Consider the following 15,517-nt stretch of genomic DNA (forward strand, 5'->3'; position numbering starts at 1 on the left):
ACTACTCGACCATGCCGTTGGCGGCGAGCTGGGTCAGGAGCTCCAGGCTGTCGGCGACCGCCTCGTCCGCGGAGATGTCGTACTCACCGGCCAGCTTCTCGCCGATCTGCCGCACGGTGGCCGTGCCGTTGACCTGCTTGAAGATGAACTCGGCCACCTCGTCGAGCTCGAAGGCCAGCGAGGCGTTCGCGACGAACAGCTTCCCCCGGAACTTGCGCACGCGCGCCTCGAGCTTGCGGCGCGGTACGGAGTCGGGGCCCAGGGGCTGGGGGGTCGACATCAGATCTCCACCTCGATCGAAAGGTCCTTGCAGAGCGTCACGACCCGGCGGACCCAGTCGCCCGGGTCGCCCGCGTCGTAGTCGGCCATGGTCTCCAGGGCCCAGAACTTCTCGAAGGGCAGCGCGTCGAGGTGCGCTTCCTTGACCCGGCGGGCCCGCCATTTCGGCGTGCGCGAGCCGTAGTTGCCGGACCCCTCCAGCACCGCGTCGGTGGCGTGGCCCAGCGCCTTGCGGGCCGCCATCACAGCGCTCTCGATGTCGCCGACCTCCAGCATGCCGAGGGCGTCCTCGACGTTGCCGTCCGCTTCCGCCAGCGACCTGGTGGTGACGAAGGCCTTGTACGCCGTGCCGTCGAGCTCCGCCCGGCGCTCCTTCACCCAGTCCTCGCCGAGCAGCGGAAGGCCCGTGGCGATCCGCTCCAGGAACAGCTCCTCGGTGTCGACCATGACCTTGAGGGAGGAGACGCCGTCGTCGAACTCGGCCCAGGACACCTTGGCGAGCATCTGGTCGACCTGCGAGTCCAGCCAGTACGCGACCTCCCAGCGGCGGTCCTCGGCCGGGAAGTCGAAGGTGCTGATCGTCTCGTGGGCGAGCGGGACCGGCACGGTCCGGGCGCCCTCGATCGCCGGCACCGTGCGGGAGACCAGGTAGAAATCGAAGTCGCTGCTGGGGTTCGCCCAGCCGCGGGCCACCGAGCCGACGCTGAACAGTGCCAGGGTGTCGTCGGGCACGAGGCCCCGGCGCCGCAGTTCGTCGACGCAACCACTGAGGTCGAGCTTCATGACCAGCCTCTGTCATCGTCATCGCGCTGCAGTTCCAGCACGATCGTCGGAATGTTGTTGAGCACGTGCGCCAGCAGCGCGGGATAGATGGACCCCGATGCCACGGTCAGCAGCAGCAGCGCGGCGGCCGCGCTGATCTCCACGGCCGTCGAACGGGTCGTACCGCGCCGGTTGGTGCCCGGCTGGATGTGGTGTCGTGCGACGAACGCGATGGCGCCGAGCAGACCCAGCGGGGTCGTGGCACCGATCAGCAGGACGGGGGCGCGGAACACCGCCTCCTCGCCGACGGGGCAGACCGCGCTGGCGAAGGCCCGGGCCGCGCCGTGCGCCCTCGGGGTCGGCCCGAAGACGAACGCGAGCTCGCCCGAGAGCAGCGACTTCATCCGCATGTTGCTGAGGGCGATCAGTCCCGCGGTCGTGGCGACCGCCAGGACGAACCACCACCAGTCGGCGCCCTTGGACAGCCACTCCGGGCGCGTGACGGCGGTCAGGACCAGCGCGCCGAGCGGAGCGATCAGGCCCACCAGCGTCTCGGTCCAGAAGCTGAGCCCGCTGCGCATCGTCCGGGGGACCCGCCACGGCAGGATCATCAGGGCGATTTCCAGCACCAGCAGGCCGGCCAGCACCCGGGTGGTCGTGGAATCCATGCTCCACAGGCCGATGGCGAAGGCGACGACACAGCAGATGGCGGTCAGACGCCGGACGTCGAACACGTAGTTCGCCCGGTCGAAGGCGGACGCGTAGGGCCGCTTCACGGCCTTCTTCCCCTGGTCCGTGGACGTGGCGCCCTCGGTGCCGGTCTCGATGACGTCGGCCATCACAGCACCGCCGACGGGCGGGTGAGGATGCCCAGTTCGAGGGCGTCGGCGATCAGCGGCTCGACGCTCTCCCGGGTGTGGCCGAGGGACTCCAGCACCTTGTCCAGGCTCCGTACGCCGTCCAGTGCGCGCAGCAGGCCCAGCCACTCGGGGGTGTCCGTCTCGTCGATCACGAACTCCACCGCGCCGTTGACCACCACGTACCAGCTCGTGGCGTCGTCCGGGGAGTGCAGCAGCAGCACGCTCTCGTCGAGCGCGGCCACCTCCTCGAAGTCCACCGGCGGGCGGCGCAGCACGGTGGCCTCGATCGCCTCCTCCTGGGCGTCCCAGTCGGTCACCACCACGGAGGGCGGGACGGGGGCCTTGGCGGCCTGCGCGAGCGGGGTGGCCGGGATGTCGGCGGTGAGCTGTTCCATCAGGCCGAGGTTGACGACGCGGAGCAGGAACTCCACGTGCCCGGCGGTCGGGTCCTGCTCCAGTCGGCGCAGCGTGGCCCGGATGTTGTCGGCGTCGAGGTACTCCCGTGCCCCGGGGCCGCTGAGCGCCTCGTCGAGCAGCCGGTCACCGTGCTGCGCGAGCATGCGGGTGAACGTCCGGTAGGTGTGCTGGACGCCCTCTCCGTAGAAGAAGGGCACCTTCGGGCGGGCGATCGCCTCCTCGGGAAGCACACCGGCCATGGCCCGGCGGAGGATCTGCTTGTCCCAGATGAGGCTGGGGCGCAGCTTCTCGGGGACGGCGGCGACGAGTTCGACCAGGCGGTGGTCGAGGAACGGGACCCGGGCCTCGATGCCGTTCCCGGCGGCCGTGCGGTCCTCGTGCCAGCAGTTGTACTGCTGCACGTCGCGGTACTTCCAGCGGTACAGCATCTCGTACGGGTCGCGCCTGCTCCCGGCTGCGGCGTCGCGCAGGGCCGCCGCCCGGACCAGCGGCAGGTCGGACTGGTCCCACCAGGCGCCCAGGTCCGGCTTGCGCTGCTGGTCGCTGCGGATCCCCATGCGGTTCACGTTCGCAACGAAGTCGGGCCATTCCCCGCCGCCCGCGAAGGACATCGAGTAGCCGCCGTTGAACTCGTCGGCTCCGCCGCCGAGCAGCATGGCCTTGATCTCGGGCGCGTGCTGTCCGACGTAGCGGTACATCTCGTACTTGTAGAACGCCTCCGGGCCCGCGAGAGGTGTTTCCAGCAGCCACAGGAACTGCTTCCACTCCTCGACGCCGGGTACGGCCGAAGTGTCGAAAAGGATCTGCTCATTGGCGAGACCGAGCCAACCCGCAATGCGATGACCGTATTCGGCATCGGCATTCGCAAGGGTACTTCCATTGAGAGCGGTGAACGTACGCGGCTTCACATCCGAAAGGGCGCCGACGGCGGCCGAGTCGATGCCACCGCTCAGGAAAAGGCCGATTTCGACGTCGGCCATTCCGCATTCCGCCACCGAAGCGGCGAGCGTGTCACCGTAGGAGCGGATCAGCTCGGTTTCGGAGCCGGTGGAAGATCCGTCGAACTCGGGGAAGTCCCAGTATTTATGGGTGCGCGTCTCGCCGCTGCCCAGGTCAAAGGTGACAATGGAGCCGGCCGGCGCGAGTTCGATTTCCTCGTACCAGGTCCGGGGCGGGCTGTCGTCGAAGACCATGGCGCCGGTCATCAGCTGGTCGGAGAGTGCGCCGGCCCAGTCGATCCTGCGCGGAGTGGCCGGGTCCTCGAACAGCGCCTTGATCTCCGAGGAGAAGACGATGCGCTCGCCGTTGCGGTGGTAGAAGAGCGGCTTGATGCCGAACCGGTCCCGGGCGAACACCAGGCGGCCCCGGTCCCGGTCCCACAGGACCAGGGAGAACATGCCGCGGACCTTGTCCAGGAAGGCCAGGCCGTCGCGCCGGTACAGGTGCAGCAGGACCTCGCAGTCGGATCCGGTCCTGAGCCGAGTGCCCTGCGGCAGTCCCGCGGCGAGCTCCCGGTGGTTGTAGATCTCGCCGTTGGCGATCAGGACGAGAGACCCGTCGTCGGTGCTGAGCGGCTGACCGCCCCCGACCGGGTCCACCAGGGAAAGCCGCACGAAGCCCAGGCCAACGGGTCCGGACCGGTGAAAGGCCTCACCGTCGGGCCCACGGTGCGCGACCACCCCGGTCATGCGCCGCAGAAGATCATCCGCCTCGCCGCCGAGCGAGCCGCCGCCGAACGTGGCAACTCCGGCCAAACCGCACATAGGTCCCCCACCTGCACTAACATTTTCGACCATTGAAACGATGCTGCGGATGTGCCGCACCCGTACGGGTGCGGCACATCCAGATATCAGCAGACGTTCGTGAGAACGGTGCCGAAGACGACCTTCTTGGCCACCGGCTTGGTGTACTTACGCATGGGTTCCACCTCCTTCTGAGACGCGCCGAGCATCCCGCGAAGAGCCAATTTTTGGCATAGGCAAACCAATGAAGAGACCACTGCGCAGAGCACAGCAAGGTCTTTGGACGAAAGCATGGAACGGCGCGCCGAAACGGCAGCGCAAGCCCCGGTAGATTCCCCCGTCGCGCCTTCACTGGCGCCACTTCCCCGTTACAGCCCCGCTTATTGACGCCAGTTGATCATTCGAGTTACCCGCCAGTCAAGACCCTTGAGGAATCCTAGAACAACGTGACCGACTTGCCCCCTTAAGGTCTGATTTATCCCCCCGGTTGACGCATCTTTCCCGCCATCAGACGCCCCGTTCTGACGGTTCACTTATTCGGAATTCAACATTCCAGCAATAAGCAAATGTCCAGATAGTGGACGTTTATTGTGGAATGCTGAGTTGTAAGCGACGCATTGTGAACGATGCGAACGTCGCTAAAGTGATCCCCTTGCACGACTGACCTCGGAGGGGAAATGACCGACCTGGCATCGGAGCGGGAAACGCCGCCCAAGACATCGAACGCCGGCATCTTCTGGCGTTTCTGGACGGCTTCCACCGCCAGCAGCGTTGGCAGCGCGGTCACGGCGGTGGCACTGCCGCTCGTCGCGGTGGAGACACTGGACGCCTCGAACTTCGAGGTCAGTCTCATTGCGGCTGCAAGCTATGCGGCCTGGCTCTTCATCGGCCTGCCGGCCGGGGTCATCGTCCAGCGGCTGCCACTGCGCGGCACGCAGGTGGCGATGGACCTCGTGCGCGCCGCCGCCATCCTGTCGATACCGGTGACGGCCGCTCTCGGCGTCCTCTCCATGGCCCAACTGGTCGTGGTGGCCCTGGTGATCGGGCTGGCCAACGTCGTCTTCGACGTCGGCAACTCCTCCTTCCTGCCCTCGATCGTCAGCAAGGAGGAGCTCACCTCGCGCAACAGCCTCACCTCGGCTTCCGGCGCGGCGACCGACCTCGGCGGCCCGTCACTCGGCGGCTTCCTCGTCCAGCTGTTCGGAGCGGCCACCAGCCTGATCGTCGACGCCGTCAGCTACGTGGTCTCCGCGGTGCTGCTCTGGACCCTGCCCCGGCCCGCCCCGACGCCGCCCGCGCAGGCCGGCGTCCCGTTCGTGACGCTGATCAAGGACGGGGTCCGCTACGTCGTACGGCACCGTGTCATGGCGCCGTGCGTGGCGGTGGCCACCCTGATCAACTTCGTCGCGGGCGCCCAGATGGCGCTCACCCCGGTCTTCCTGGTCCGGACCCTGGACGCACCCGCGGCCCTCGTCGGCGTCCTGATGGCCTCCGGGGGCGTGGGCAGCCTGATCGGCGCGGCCTGGACCCCGCTCGTCAGCAAGCGCCTGGGGAGCGCCCGGGCCGTGATCTTCGCCAGCTTCACCGCCGCGGCCGCGACCGTCCTGATGCCCCTGGCCGGCAGCGGGTGGTCCCTCGTCCTGTTCGCCCTGGGCAGCGCGGGCTTCACCACCGGCGTGGTCGTGGTCAGCGTCCTCACCCGGACACACCGTCAGACCGTGACCCCGCCGGACCTCCTGCCCCGCGTCATGGCGACGGTGCGCTTCATCTCCTGGGGCGCCATCCCCTTCGGCGCCCTGGCCGCGGGCATCGCGGCCACCACCGTCGGCCCGCGCGGCGCACTGTGGCTGACCTGCCTGGTCATCGCCATCGCGCCGGTGGTCCTGCTGCTCAGCCCGATCCGCCGGATCCGGGACCTCATCGCGGAAGGCCAGTAGACCGGCCGGCTCCCCACCCCCACCGACCCCAGCACGGCCCCCGGAGGCCGGCGCCGCCCAGCGCCGGCCTCCGGCCCGTTCCGGGAACCGCTCCGGCCGCAATACCCGCTGCCCACGCCGCGAGTTCGCAGGAGCCCGCCTCCATGCCTGCGATCCCTGCTCAAACGCCGAGATCCCGCCCGGTCTTTCGACCGGACGGGATCTCGTGACGTTTCCGAGAGCTACTCGGAAACTGTCGTCTGTGGACCTGTGGGGATTTGAACCCCAGACCCCCTCGATGCGAACGAGGTGCGCTACCAGACTGCGCCACAGGCCCTTGCGACGTGTGAAACATTAGCATCCCCGCGCGGGTGCTCCAAAACCGGTTCCCGGGAGCGTCCGCGCAGGTCACCGATCACTCGTTCGCGGCCCGGGGCCGGTCCTCGCTCTCGTACTGGTCGAACAGCGGAGTGCGGCCCCGGTCGCGGCCGCGCGGGCGCGGCGTGGGCTGGGGGCTCGACTCCTCCTTCGGCGCGGGCGCGGGGGCCGGGACGGCGGGCTGGGCGCGCAGCCGGGGTTCCGTCGGCTCGGCGGTGCTGGAGCGGGTGGCGCTCCAGCCGTCGGGGGCCGCGGGGCCGGTGGCGCGCGGGGCCACGGGGGCCGTCACGTACGTCGGGAGCGGGACCGGGACCGGCTCCCAGCTGTCCCCCCGGGCGGGGCCGCGTTCGCGCTCGCGCTGCTGGTCCACCCACTCGGCGTGGTCGGTCTGCTCGACCAGCGCACGCCGTCCGGCCTCCTGCGGGGAGACCGGTGGGGCGGGGTCCGGCTCGGCGCCCGGGGCCTCGGCGTCCTCGGGGTGGCGGCGGTGCGGACGGTTCTCGCGCAGCCGGCGCGCGGCTGCCTCGGCGCGCCGCCGGTCCATCGTGAACTCGTAGCGCCGCCGCTCCTGGACCCGCAGGTGCACGATGTACGCGCTCAGCAGCAGGGCGGGCAGGGCGGGCGCCCACAGGTACTGGAGTCCCCCCACGGCGGCGACGACCGCGCCGAGGGTGAAGACCAGGAAGAGGAGCGCGGTGGTGCGCCTGCGGCGCGCGAGCACCTGCAGGCGCTGCTCCCGCCGGGCCCGTTCGGCCCGTTCGGCACCGGCCGATCTGGGTTCGGCCCTGGTCGGGGGCACGCCGAGGGCCCGGGCGTCGGCGTCCACGGAGTTCACCGTTTCCGTCGCCGCGTCCGGGTCCGCGTGGGGCTGGGGATCCACCTCTTCGGCACCGCGCTCACGCAGCCCCTTGGCGTAACGGCGCTCCATTCCCGCCCGGCCGGAAAGCAGCCGGATGGCAGTGGAGAAGCGTTCCGTCGGACGGGCTTCGTTCAGCTCGTCCTGCCTCCGGAGCCACATGGGCACCAAGTAGGCGGCCCAGGCCCCGACGATGACTGCGTAGATGAGGCCGCTGCTGCTCACACCTCACACCGTAGAGGGGCGTGGCCGGGGGGATCAGCCAATTGAGCCGGTGTGTCGCACGATCTCGCTGATATCACGGACTTTTTTTGTGATTCTTCGGATCAGGTTATGGGCGAATCCGCCAAGAATTCGAACACATTTGCGATTCTGCTATTTCGGCGGGCTTTCGCGGTGCCGCGTCGTGCGGTGCCAGCGGCGCAGCAGCCCCTCCGGAACCTCCTCCGCCGTGAGCGCGAAGACCAGATGGTCCCGCCACGCCCCGTCGATGTGGAGGTAGCGGGGCCGCAGCCCCTCCTCGCGGAAGCCCAGCTTCTCGACGACCCGCAGGCTCGGCCCGTTCTCCGGCCGGATGCACACCTCGATGCGGTGCAGTCCGACCTTCGCGAAGCAGTGGTCCACGGCGAGCGCGACCGCGGTCGGCATCACCCCGCGCCCCGCCACGTCGCGGTCCACCCAGTAGCCGACGTGGCCCGCGCACATCGAGCCCCAGGTGATCCCGGCCACCGTGAGCTGGCCGACGAGCCGGCCCTGGTACTCGATGACGAACGGCAGCATGCGCCCGGCGTTCGCCTCCGCCCGCAGGTGGCGGACCATCTGACGGTACGTCGGGCGGTGGATCACGGGCCCCCAGGGGGCGGGCGGCGGAATCGTCGCCTCCCACGGGCGCAGCCACTCGCGGTTGCGCCGGTTGACCTCCCGCCAGGCGCGCTGGTCCCGCAGCTTTATCGGCCGGAGCGTGACATCCCCGTCCGTCAGCACCACGGGCCAGGAAGGGCCGTTCAGCTCGTGCTCCCGGAGGATCTGCCGGGGGGCGCGGGGTGGTCGCCGCCCCGGATCTGGTCGACGGCGTGCAGCAGGATCCGCGAGAGCACCGCGAGGCCGTCGCGTACGCCGCCGGTCGAGCCGGGCAGGTTCACGATCAGGGTGTGCCCGGCGACGCCCGCCAGACCCCGGGACAGCGCCGCGGTCGGCACCTTCACCAGGCCCTCGGCCCGGATGGCCTGCGGAATGCCCGGGATCTCGTAGTCGAGGACCTTCGCGGTGGCGTCCGGGGTCCGGTCGGTCGGCGAGATGCCCGTGCCGCCGGTGGTGAGGATGACGTCGTACCCGGCGGCCACGCCCTCGCGCAGGGCCTGTTCGACGGGATCCCCGTCCGGGACGACGCGCGGGCCGGCCACGGTGAAGCCGAGCTCCCGGAGCCCCTCGGCCAGCAGCGGTCCGCCCTTGTCGGCGTACACGCCCCGCGATGCGCGGTTGGAGGCCGTGACCACCAGGGCGCGCAGCACCGGGGCCTGTGCGGGGGCGTCGGGCCGCGCCGGCCAGGCCTCGCCCGCCACCGGCGGTACGTGGCTCACGTGGCTGTGGACCTCACCGCCGCGCGGGGGGTTCACGAACGCGTCCAGTCGCCGGACTTGCCGCCGGTCTTCTCCTCCACCCGGACGTCCGTGATGACGGCGCCCTTGTCGACGGCCTTGACCATGTCGATCACGGTGAGCCCGGCGACCGCGACCGCGGTCAGCGCCTCCATCTCGACGCCCGTGCGGTCCGTGGTCTTCACGGTGGCGAGGATCTCGACGGCGTCGTCGGCGACCGACAGGTCCACCTTCACCCCGGAGACCGCCAGCGGGTGGCAGAGCGGGATCAGGTCGGGGGTCTTCTTGGCCCCCATGATCCCGGCGATCCGCGCGGTGGCGAGGGCGTCGCCCTTGGGCACGCCCTCGCCCCGCAGCAGTTCGATCACCCGGGGGGAGACGAGGACGCGCCCGCTGGCTCGCGCCGTCCGGGTGGTGACGTCCTTCGCCGATACGTCGACCATCCGGGCCGCGCCGGCCTCGTCGATGTGCGTCAGCCTGCTCTGCGTGCTCATATCTGGTGCCGCTCCCGCTCCGGGCCCCGCAAGGGCCTGTGTGGTGCAACACGCTACCCGCACCCGCCGGTCCTCAGCCGAGCAGGACCACTTCCAGTTCCGCGCCCGGCTCCACCGAGGTGACGTCCTCCGGCACCACCATCAGCGAGTCGGCGTGCGCCAGCGCGGCGATCAGGTGCGACCCCGATCCGCCGACCGGGCTGACGGTGCCGCTCTGCGGGTCGTACGCGCCGCGCAGGAACTGGCGGCGGCCGGCCGGGGAGCCGAGCGCCTTGTCGGCCTTCAGCACGGCCTTTACGACCGGCCGGCCGACCTGGCCCGGCGGCAGGCCCATCAGGGTGCGGATCGCGGGGCGCACGAACAGCTCGAAGGACACGTACGAGGACACCGGATTGCCGGGCAGGGCCAGCAGCGGGGTGTGGTCGGGGCCGATCGTGCCGAAGCCCTGGGGCTTGCCGGGCTGCATGGCGAGCTTGCGGAAGTCGATCCCGCCGCCGTCGACGCCCTCCTCGCCGGTGGCCACCGAGGTCAGCGCCTCCTTGACCACGTCGTACGCGCCGACGCTGACCCCGCCCGTGGTGACGAGCAGGTCGGCCCTGACCAGCTGGTCCTCGATGGTGGCGCGCAGGGCGTCCGCGTCGTCGGCGACCGCGCCGACCCGGTAGGCGAGGGCTCCGGCGTCCCGCGCGGCCGCGGCCAGCGCGAAGCTGTTGGAGTCGTAGATGGTGCCGGCGGTCAGCGGCTCGCCCGGCTGGACCAGCTCGCTGCCGGTGGACAGGACGACCACCCGCGGCCGCGGCCGGACCCGGACCGCGCCCCGCCCGATGGCGGCGAGCAGGGCGATCTGCGGCGGGCCCAGCACCGTGCCGGCGGCCAGGGCCAGGTCCCCGGCCTGTACGTCGCTGCCGCGCGAGCGGACGTGCGCCCGGGCCTCGGCGGCGCGATGCACCCGCACCTCGCCGGCCGCGCCCTCCGGCGCGGAGCTGGCCGGGGTCATCCCGGAGGCGGCGCCGCCGCCCGTGCCGCCGTCGGTCCACTCGACCGGTACGACGGCTTCCGCGCCGGGCGGCAGCGGGGCGCCGGTCATGATGCGGGCGGCCTGGCCGGGGCCGACGGTGGGCAGCTCGCCGCTGCCCGCCGCCACGTCCCCGATGACCGTCAGCACCGCGGGGAACTCCTCGCTCGCGCCCTGGACGTCGGCCGTGCGGACGGCGTACCCGTCCATGGAGCTGTTGTCGAAGGGCGGGAGGGCGACGGGCACGGTGACGTCCTCGACCAGGACGCAGCCCTGGGCGTCGAGCAGCTGGAGCTCGATGGGCTCCAGCGGCCGGACGGCGGCGAGGATGTCCGCGAGGTGCTCGTCCACGGACCACAGACGGTGGCCGGTGTCCTGCGGTGCGGAACTGGTCAAGGTGCTACATCTCCTCCGTGACGTAACGGCGAAGCCAGGTGCGGAACTCCGGGCCCAGGTCCTCACGCTCGCACGCGAGGCGGACGATGGCCCGCAGGTAGTCCCCGCGGTCTCCGGTGTCGTAGCGGCGGCCGCGGAAGACCACGCCGTGCACCGGGCCGCCCACGGTCTCGTCGGCGGCCAGCTTCTGCAGGGCGTCGGTGAGCTGGATCTCCCCACCGCGGCCCGGCTCGGTCTCCCGCAGTATGCCGAAGATCGCCGGGTTGAGGACATAGCGTCCGATGACCGCGAAATTGCTGGGGGCGTCCGCCGCGTCCGGCTTCTCCACGAGTCCGGTGACCCGTACGACGTCGGGCTCGTCGGTCGCCTCGACGGCGGCGCAGCCGTAGAGGTGCACGCTGGCCGGGTCGACCTCCATCAGGGCGATCACGGTGCCGCCGGTGCGGGCGTGGATGTCGACCATCTGGCGCAGCAGCGGGTCGCGGGGATCGATGAGGTCGTCGCCGAGCAGGACGGCGAAGGGCTCGGTGCCCACGTGCGGCTCGGCGCAGAGCACGGCGTGGCCGAGGCCGCGCGGGTCGCCCTGGCGGACGTAGTGCATGGTGGCGAGGTCGCTGGACTCCTGGACCTTCTTGAGCCGGTCGTCGTCGCCCTTGGCGATGAGGGCGGACTCCAGCTCGTAGTTCCGGTCGAAGTGGTCCTCCAGCGGCCGCTTGTTACGGCCAGTGATCATGAGTACGTCGTCGAGTCCGGCCGAGACTGCCTCCTCGACGACGTACTGGATCGCCGGCTTGTCCACGACCGGGAGCATTTCCTTGGGGGTCGCCTTGGTCGCCGGGAGGAACCGAGTGCCGAGGCCCGCGGCCGGGATGACGGCCTTTTTGATCACGGGGTGCGACTGAGTCATGGGCAGAACGATAGTGGGTCCTACAGAACCGCCAGGATTGATTCCGGTGAATAAGCCCGCTTATGCGTGGTTTTGAAAGGATATTTGAGTCAGCTGTGGTAGGGAACCCGCCAAATCCGTCGGAGCAACCGGCGGCCCACGTGTCCGAGAAGGCCGTCTTGCGCCGGAACCTCCTCGCCGGCCGCCGGGCCCTGTCCCCCGACGCCCGCCGTACGGCCGCCCGCGCGCTCTCCCGCTCCGCGTCCGGGCTGCCCGAGCTCGCCGGCGCCCGCACGGTGGCCGCGTACGTCTCCGTCGGCGCCGAACCCGGCACCCGCGAACTGCTCGACGCGCTCCGGGCCGCCGGGAAGCGGGTCCTGCTGCCGCTGCTGCTCCCCGACAACGACCTCGACTGGGCCGCGTACGAGGGCCCGGACAGCCTCGCCGAGGCCGCGCACCCCGGGAAGATGCGCCTGCTGGAGCCCTCCGGCCCGCCGCTCGGCCCGGACGCGGTGACCGGCGCCGACGCCGTCCTGCTGCCCGGACTGGCCGTGGACCGGCGCGGAATGCGGCTCGGGCGGGGCGGGGGCTCGTACGACCGGGTGCTGGAACGGCTGGAGCGCGCGGGGGCGCACCCCGCGCTGGTCGTGCTCCTCTACGACGAAGAGGTGGTCGCGCGGGTCCCGGAGGAACCGCACGACCACCCCGTCCAGGCGGTGGCCACCCCGTCGGGGGTGATCCGTTTCCGAGCCGGCCGCCGGCCGGGCCCTCGGGCCTAGGGCTTCAGCGTGAGGGTGTCCACCGTGGCCTTGTCCACGGCCTCCTTGCCGAAGGGCCAGTCCAGCAGTTCGCCCTTGGCCCACATCGCCGTCTGGTCGGTGTAGTTGGAGTGGTACGCGTGCCCCGAGGCACCGGTCAGGTTGATCCAGCGCGACTTGTCCAGGTCGTTGAGGTTCACGACCATGCGCATCGACGGCACCCAGGTCACCCCGTAGCCGCTGGAGGCGTTCCAGCCGGTGGCGTTGACCGTGGCCTCGCCGCCGCCCAGGTTCCAGGGGCCCCGGTTCAGCAGCCACTGCATGTAGCCCGGGCCCTCCAGGCCGATGGTCTGGTTCTTCAGCGTCAGCTGGTGCATCCGGCCCCAGCTCCAGGTGGACTGGTCCTTGCCGAGCTTGGCGGTCAGCTCCCAGCGGGCGTCCTTCATGGCCCGCGCGAACAGCTCGTCACGGGTCGTGGTGGCCGGCTTGTTGCGGGCGGCGGGCGTCTGCCACCAGGCCGACTTCTCGTCCTTGACCAGGCGGCGGACCACCTCGAACCAGCGGTCGCCGCCGTCCGGCTGCGCCGAGTCCGGGCCCCGCGTACCGCACTCGCGGACCGTCTTGGCGAGGTCGTCGACCGGGCCGGTGGTCGCCTCGCGGACGTTCATGCAGCTGCCCTCGACCCGCAGCTCCTTCGGCATCTTGTCGCCGAAGGACAGCTTGAGGATGTTGCGCCAGACCGCGTTGAAGTACGCGGCCGCCGCCGAATCGGGCTCCTGGGTGTAGTTCCAGCCGTCCAGCAGCTTCTGCGCGGAGCGCACGTCCGGGTCGGAGACCTGGATCTTGGCCAGCATCGGGGTCAGCAGCGCGGCGATCTCACTGCTGTTGTCCATCTGCATGGTGCGCATGTCGTCCGTGGAGATCTTGCCGTTGTCCTTGGTCTTCGCCTCGATGAGGTCGTTGATCCGCTGGCTCCGGGCGCCGTAGCCCCAGTCGGTGGTCAGCAGGTACGGGTACTTGCCCGCGCCGGTGCCGCCCTCGGCCACGGCCTGGTTGGCGGTGACGATGTAGCCGCGGGCCGGGTTGAGGTCCCAGGGCATCTCGTCCTGCGGGACGTAGCCCGCGTTGCCGTCCTTGCCGCCCTTCCAGGCGTACTTCGGGTCCCAGCCGGGGGCCGGCATCCGGCCGTCGCCGGTGGTGCGGATCGGGATGCGGCCCGGGGCCTGGTAGCCGATGTTGCCGTTGGGGCCCTTGTTGTCGGCGTAGATCAGGTTCTGGGACGGGACCTCGAAGTCGCGCGCCGCGGCGCGGAAGGAGGTGAAGTCCTTGGCCCGGTTGATCTTGAAGACCGCGTCCATCGACTTGCCGGGGTCCAGGGCGGTCCAGCGCAGGGCGACGGCGTAGCCGCTGCCGCGGTCGGGGGCGGAGCTGGCGACGGGGGCCCGTGAGCCGACGGCCGCCAGGTCGTCGCTGCGGTCGGAGACCAGCGGGCCGTTGTTGGTGCTGCGCACCCTGATGTTCTTCTCGCCGCCGCCGGCGATCTTGATCGTCTCGTCGCGGATGGTGAAGGGGACGACCTTGTTGTCGTAGACGTAGCCCTCGGGCTTGACCTGCTCCAGGTAGAGGTCGGTGACGTCGGCGCCCAGGTTCGTCATGCCCCAGGCGATGTCGGCGTTGTGGCCGATGACCACGCCGGGCATGCCCGAGAAGGTGTAGCCGGCCACGTCGTACTGGCACTGGGGCGAGGCCGCGCGGCAGTGCAGGCCCATCTGGTACCAGACCGAGGGCAGCTGCGGGGAGAGGTGCGGGTCGTTCGCGAGGAGCGGCTTGCCGGTCGTGGTGTAGCGCCCGGCGATGACCCAGGAGTTCGAGCCGATGCCGCTGCCGCTGGGGCCGAGGATGGCCGGGATCTCGTCCAGGGTCTTGGCGAGGGAGCTCAGCTGGGTGCGCAGGCCGACGCTCGCGCCCTGGGCGGTGGTGTTGTCGGCGAGGCCGGTGGTGATCCCGCCGTTGGGGGTGGGCTGCGAGCCGGCGCCGCTGCCCGTGCCCGCACCGGAGCCGGAGCCCGTGCCGGAGCCGCTGCCCGTGCCGGAGCCCGAGGAGCCGGAGCCGGTACCGGTACCGGAGCCCGCCGTGCCCTGGGGGGCGTACTTGCCGCCCGAAACCGAGCCGCCCTCGACGATCGGCTTGTTCCGGTCGAAGGGGTAGGGCGGGTAGAGCTCGTCGATCTGCTGCGGCGAGAGCTTGCCCGCCATCAGCGAGCGGTCGATCTCGTCCTGCATGTTCGCCCGCAGATCCCAGGCCATCGCCTTGAGCCAGGCCACCGAGTCCACCGGGGTCCACTGCTCGGGCGCGTAGTCGTCGCTGATCTTGAGGGCGGCGTGCTCGACGGAGAGGTCCTTGCCGGACTTCCCCTTGAGGTACGCGTTGACCCCGTCGGCGTAGGCCTGGAGGTACTTCTTCGTCTCCGGTGAGAGCTTGGTGTCGTACTCGGTCTGCGCCACCTGGCGCCAGCCGAGGGTCCGCAGGAAGGCGTCGGTCTCCACCTGACCGGAGCCGAACATCTCGGAGAGCCGCCCCGAGGTCATGTGGCGGCGTACGTCCATCTCCCAGAAGCGGTCCTGCGCGTGGACGAAGCCCTGCGCGCGGAAGAGGTCCTCGTCGTTGTCGGCGTAGAGCTGGGGGATCCCCTGCTCGTCGCGCTTCACGTCGACGGTCCCGGTCAGGCCGGGAACCTTGAGGGAGCCGGTGGTCTGGGGGAAGGAGGCGCGCACACTGTCGACGCTCCAGTACGCCCCGTAGCCGAGGCCCGCCAAGAGCGCCAGGACCATGACGAGCACGATCAGACGTGCGCGTCGTCCCTTCTTCTTGACGGAAGGGCCGGATTTGTTGGCGGGCATCGCTGTCCTTAGAGGGGCAGGGTGGTCCTGGGATTGCTGGGAGCAACCATAGGCGCAGGACCGGGTCCGATGATCCGCCAGGGGTCTTCGTCCTGAGGACAGGGCCGAACAGGCGTTTCACAATGTGACTATCGCGTCAAGGAATCGTCAAAGATTAGGTAAGGTAACGAAGTACTTGCCGGACGCGCCCCGGGAGGAACGATCCCCCGCTCCGACGGGCGCTCTGAGGAAAGGGCCGCCCGCTGACTGTCCACACGCTC

13 protein-coding genes and 1 tRNA gene are annotated in these 15,517 nt (G+C 70.6%); 2 read left to right on the forward strand and 12 right to left on the reverse strand.

The window, feature by feature from the left end; genetic code table 11:
* Position 1: 1 nt before the first annotated feature.
* From ACZ4TG_RS19970 to asnB, 4 genes are read right to left on the reverse strand one after another with little or no spacing between them, the layout of a single operon-like run.
* Positions 2-280 carry a PqqD family protein gene (locus ACZ4TG_RS19970; protein ID WP_468164484.1) on the reverse strand — a complete coding sequence of 93 codons (279 nt, stop codon included), beginning with the start codon at positions 278-280 and terminating at the stop codon, positions 2-4.
* Positions 280-1,062, reverse strand: coding sequence for a hypothetical protein (locus ACZ4TG_RS19975; RefSeq protein WP_468164486.1), 783 nt, complete (start codon positions 1,060-1,062; stop codon positions 280-282). Before ACZ4TG_RS19975 ends, ACZ4TG_RS19970 begins: the two co-directional genes overlap by 1 nt.
* Complete coding sequence (locus tag ACZ4TG_RS19980) at positions 1,059-1,880, reverse strand: hypothetical protein (RefSeq protein WP_468164488.1); 822 nt, start codon at positions 1,878-1,880, stop codon at positions 1,059-1,061. The genes ACZ4TG_RS19975 and ACZ4TG_RS19980 overlap by 4 nt, the downstream gene beginning before the upstream one ends.
* A complete protein-coding gene (gene asnB, locus ACZ4TG_RS19985) occupies positions 1,880-4,114 on the reverse strand; it encodes an asparagine synthase (glutamine-hydrolyzing) (RefSeq protein ID WP_468164491.1) in 2,235 nt (744 codons plus the stop codon). Before asnB ends, ACZ4TG_RS19980 begins: the two co-directional genes overlap by 1 nt.
* A 623-nt stretch (positions 4,115-4,737) precedes the next feature.
* On the opposite strand from asnB, the gene ACZ4TG_RS19990 reads away from it, so the two are divergent.
* Entirely contained in the window at positions 4,738-5,997 is a 1,260-nt protein-coding gene (locus ACZ4TG_RS19990; RefSeq protein WP_468164493.1) for an MFS transporter, read from the forward strand.
* 242 nt (positions 5,998-6,239) lie between these two features.
* Here the strand turns inward: ACZ4TG_RS19990 and ACZ4TG_RS19995 are convergent.
* From ACZ4TG_RS19995 to galU, 7 genes are all read right to left on the reverse strand, one after another.
* Positions 6,240-6,313, reverse strand: a tRNA-Ala gene (locus ACZ4TG_RS19995).
* Between the two features lie 78 nt (positions 6,314-6,391).
* Positions 6,392-7,435, reverse strand: a complete 1,044-nt coding sequence (gene sepX, locus ACZ4TG_RS20000) for a divisome protein SepX/GlpR (RefSeq protein ID WP_468164495.1) — start codon at positions 7,433-7,435, stop codon at positions 6,392-6,394.
* Positions 7,436-7,585: 150 nt separating this feature from the next.
* Positions 7,586-8,197 carry a GNAT family N-acetyltransferase gene (locus ACZ4TG_RS20005; protein WP_468164497.1) on the reverse strand — a complete coding sequence of 204 codons (612 nt, stop codon included), beginning with the start codon at positions 8,195-8,197 and terminating at the stop codon, positions 7,586-7,588.
* Between the two features lie 17 nt (positions 8,198-8,214).
* Positions 8,215-8,772: a MogA/MoaB family molybdenum cofactor biosynthesis protein gene (locus ACZ4TG_RS20010; RefSeq protein ID WP_468164849.1), complete on the reverse strand. Its 558-nt coding sequence runs from the start codon at positions 8,770-8,772 to the stop codon at positions 8,215-8,217.
* 50 nt (positions 8,773-8,822) lie between these two features.
* Entirely contained in the window at positions 8,823-9,302 is a 480-nt protein-coding gene (gene moaC, locus ACZ4TG_RS20015) for a cyclic pyranopterin monophosphate synthase MoaC (RefSeq protein ID WP_468164499.1), read from the reverse strand.
* 73 nt (positions 9,303-9,375) lie between these two features.
* The gene (gene glp, locus ACZ4TG_RS20020) at positions 9,376-10,713 is read right to left on the reverse strand and encodes a molybdotransferase-like divisome protein Glp (protein ID WP_468164501.1); all 1,338 of its coding nucleotides are present in this window, start codon (positions 10,711-10,713) and stop codon (positions 9,376-9,378) included.
* 4 nt (positions 10,714-10,717) lie between these two features.
* On the reverse strand, positions 10,718-11,620 hold the full coding sequence (gene galU, locus ACZ4TG_RS20025) for a UTP--glucose-1-phosphate uridylyltransferase GalU (RefSeq protein WP_468164503.1): 903 nt from the start codon (positions 11,618-11,620) through the stop codon (positions 10,718-10,720).
* A gap of 95 nt (positions 11,621-11,715) precedes the next feature.
* Here galU and ACZ4TG_RS20030 point away from each other — a divergent pair, with 95 nt between their 5' ends.
* Positions 11,716-12,378 (forward strand): 5-formyltetrahydrofolate cyclo-ligase, encoded by a 663-nt coding sequence (locus ACZ4TG_RS20030; RefSeq protein WP_468164505.1) that lies wholly within the window; start codon positions 11,716-11,718, stop codon positions 12,376-12,378.
* On the opposite strand, the gene ACZ4TG_RS20035 is transcribed toward ACZ4TG_RS20030, so the two are convergent.
* Positions 12,375-15,257 (reverse strand): penicillin acylase family protein, encoded by a 2,883-nt coding sequence (locus ACZ4TG_RS20035; protein WP_468164507.1) that lies wholly within the window; start codon positions 15,255-15,257, stop codon positions 12,375-12,377. The genes ACZ4TG_RS20030 and ACZ4TG_RS20035 overlap by 4 nt on opposite strands.
* Between the last annotated feature and the right edge of the window lie 260 nt (positions 15,258-15,517).

It is taken from the genome of Streptomyces sp. NPDC028314 (assembly GCF_055565795.1).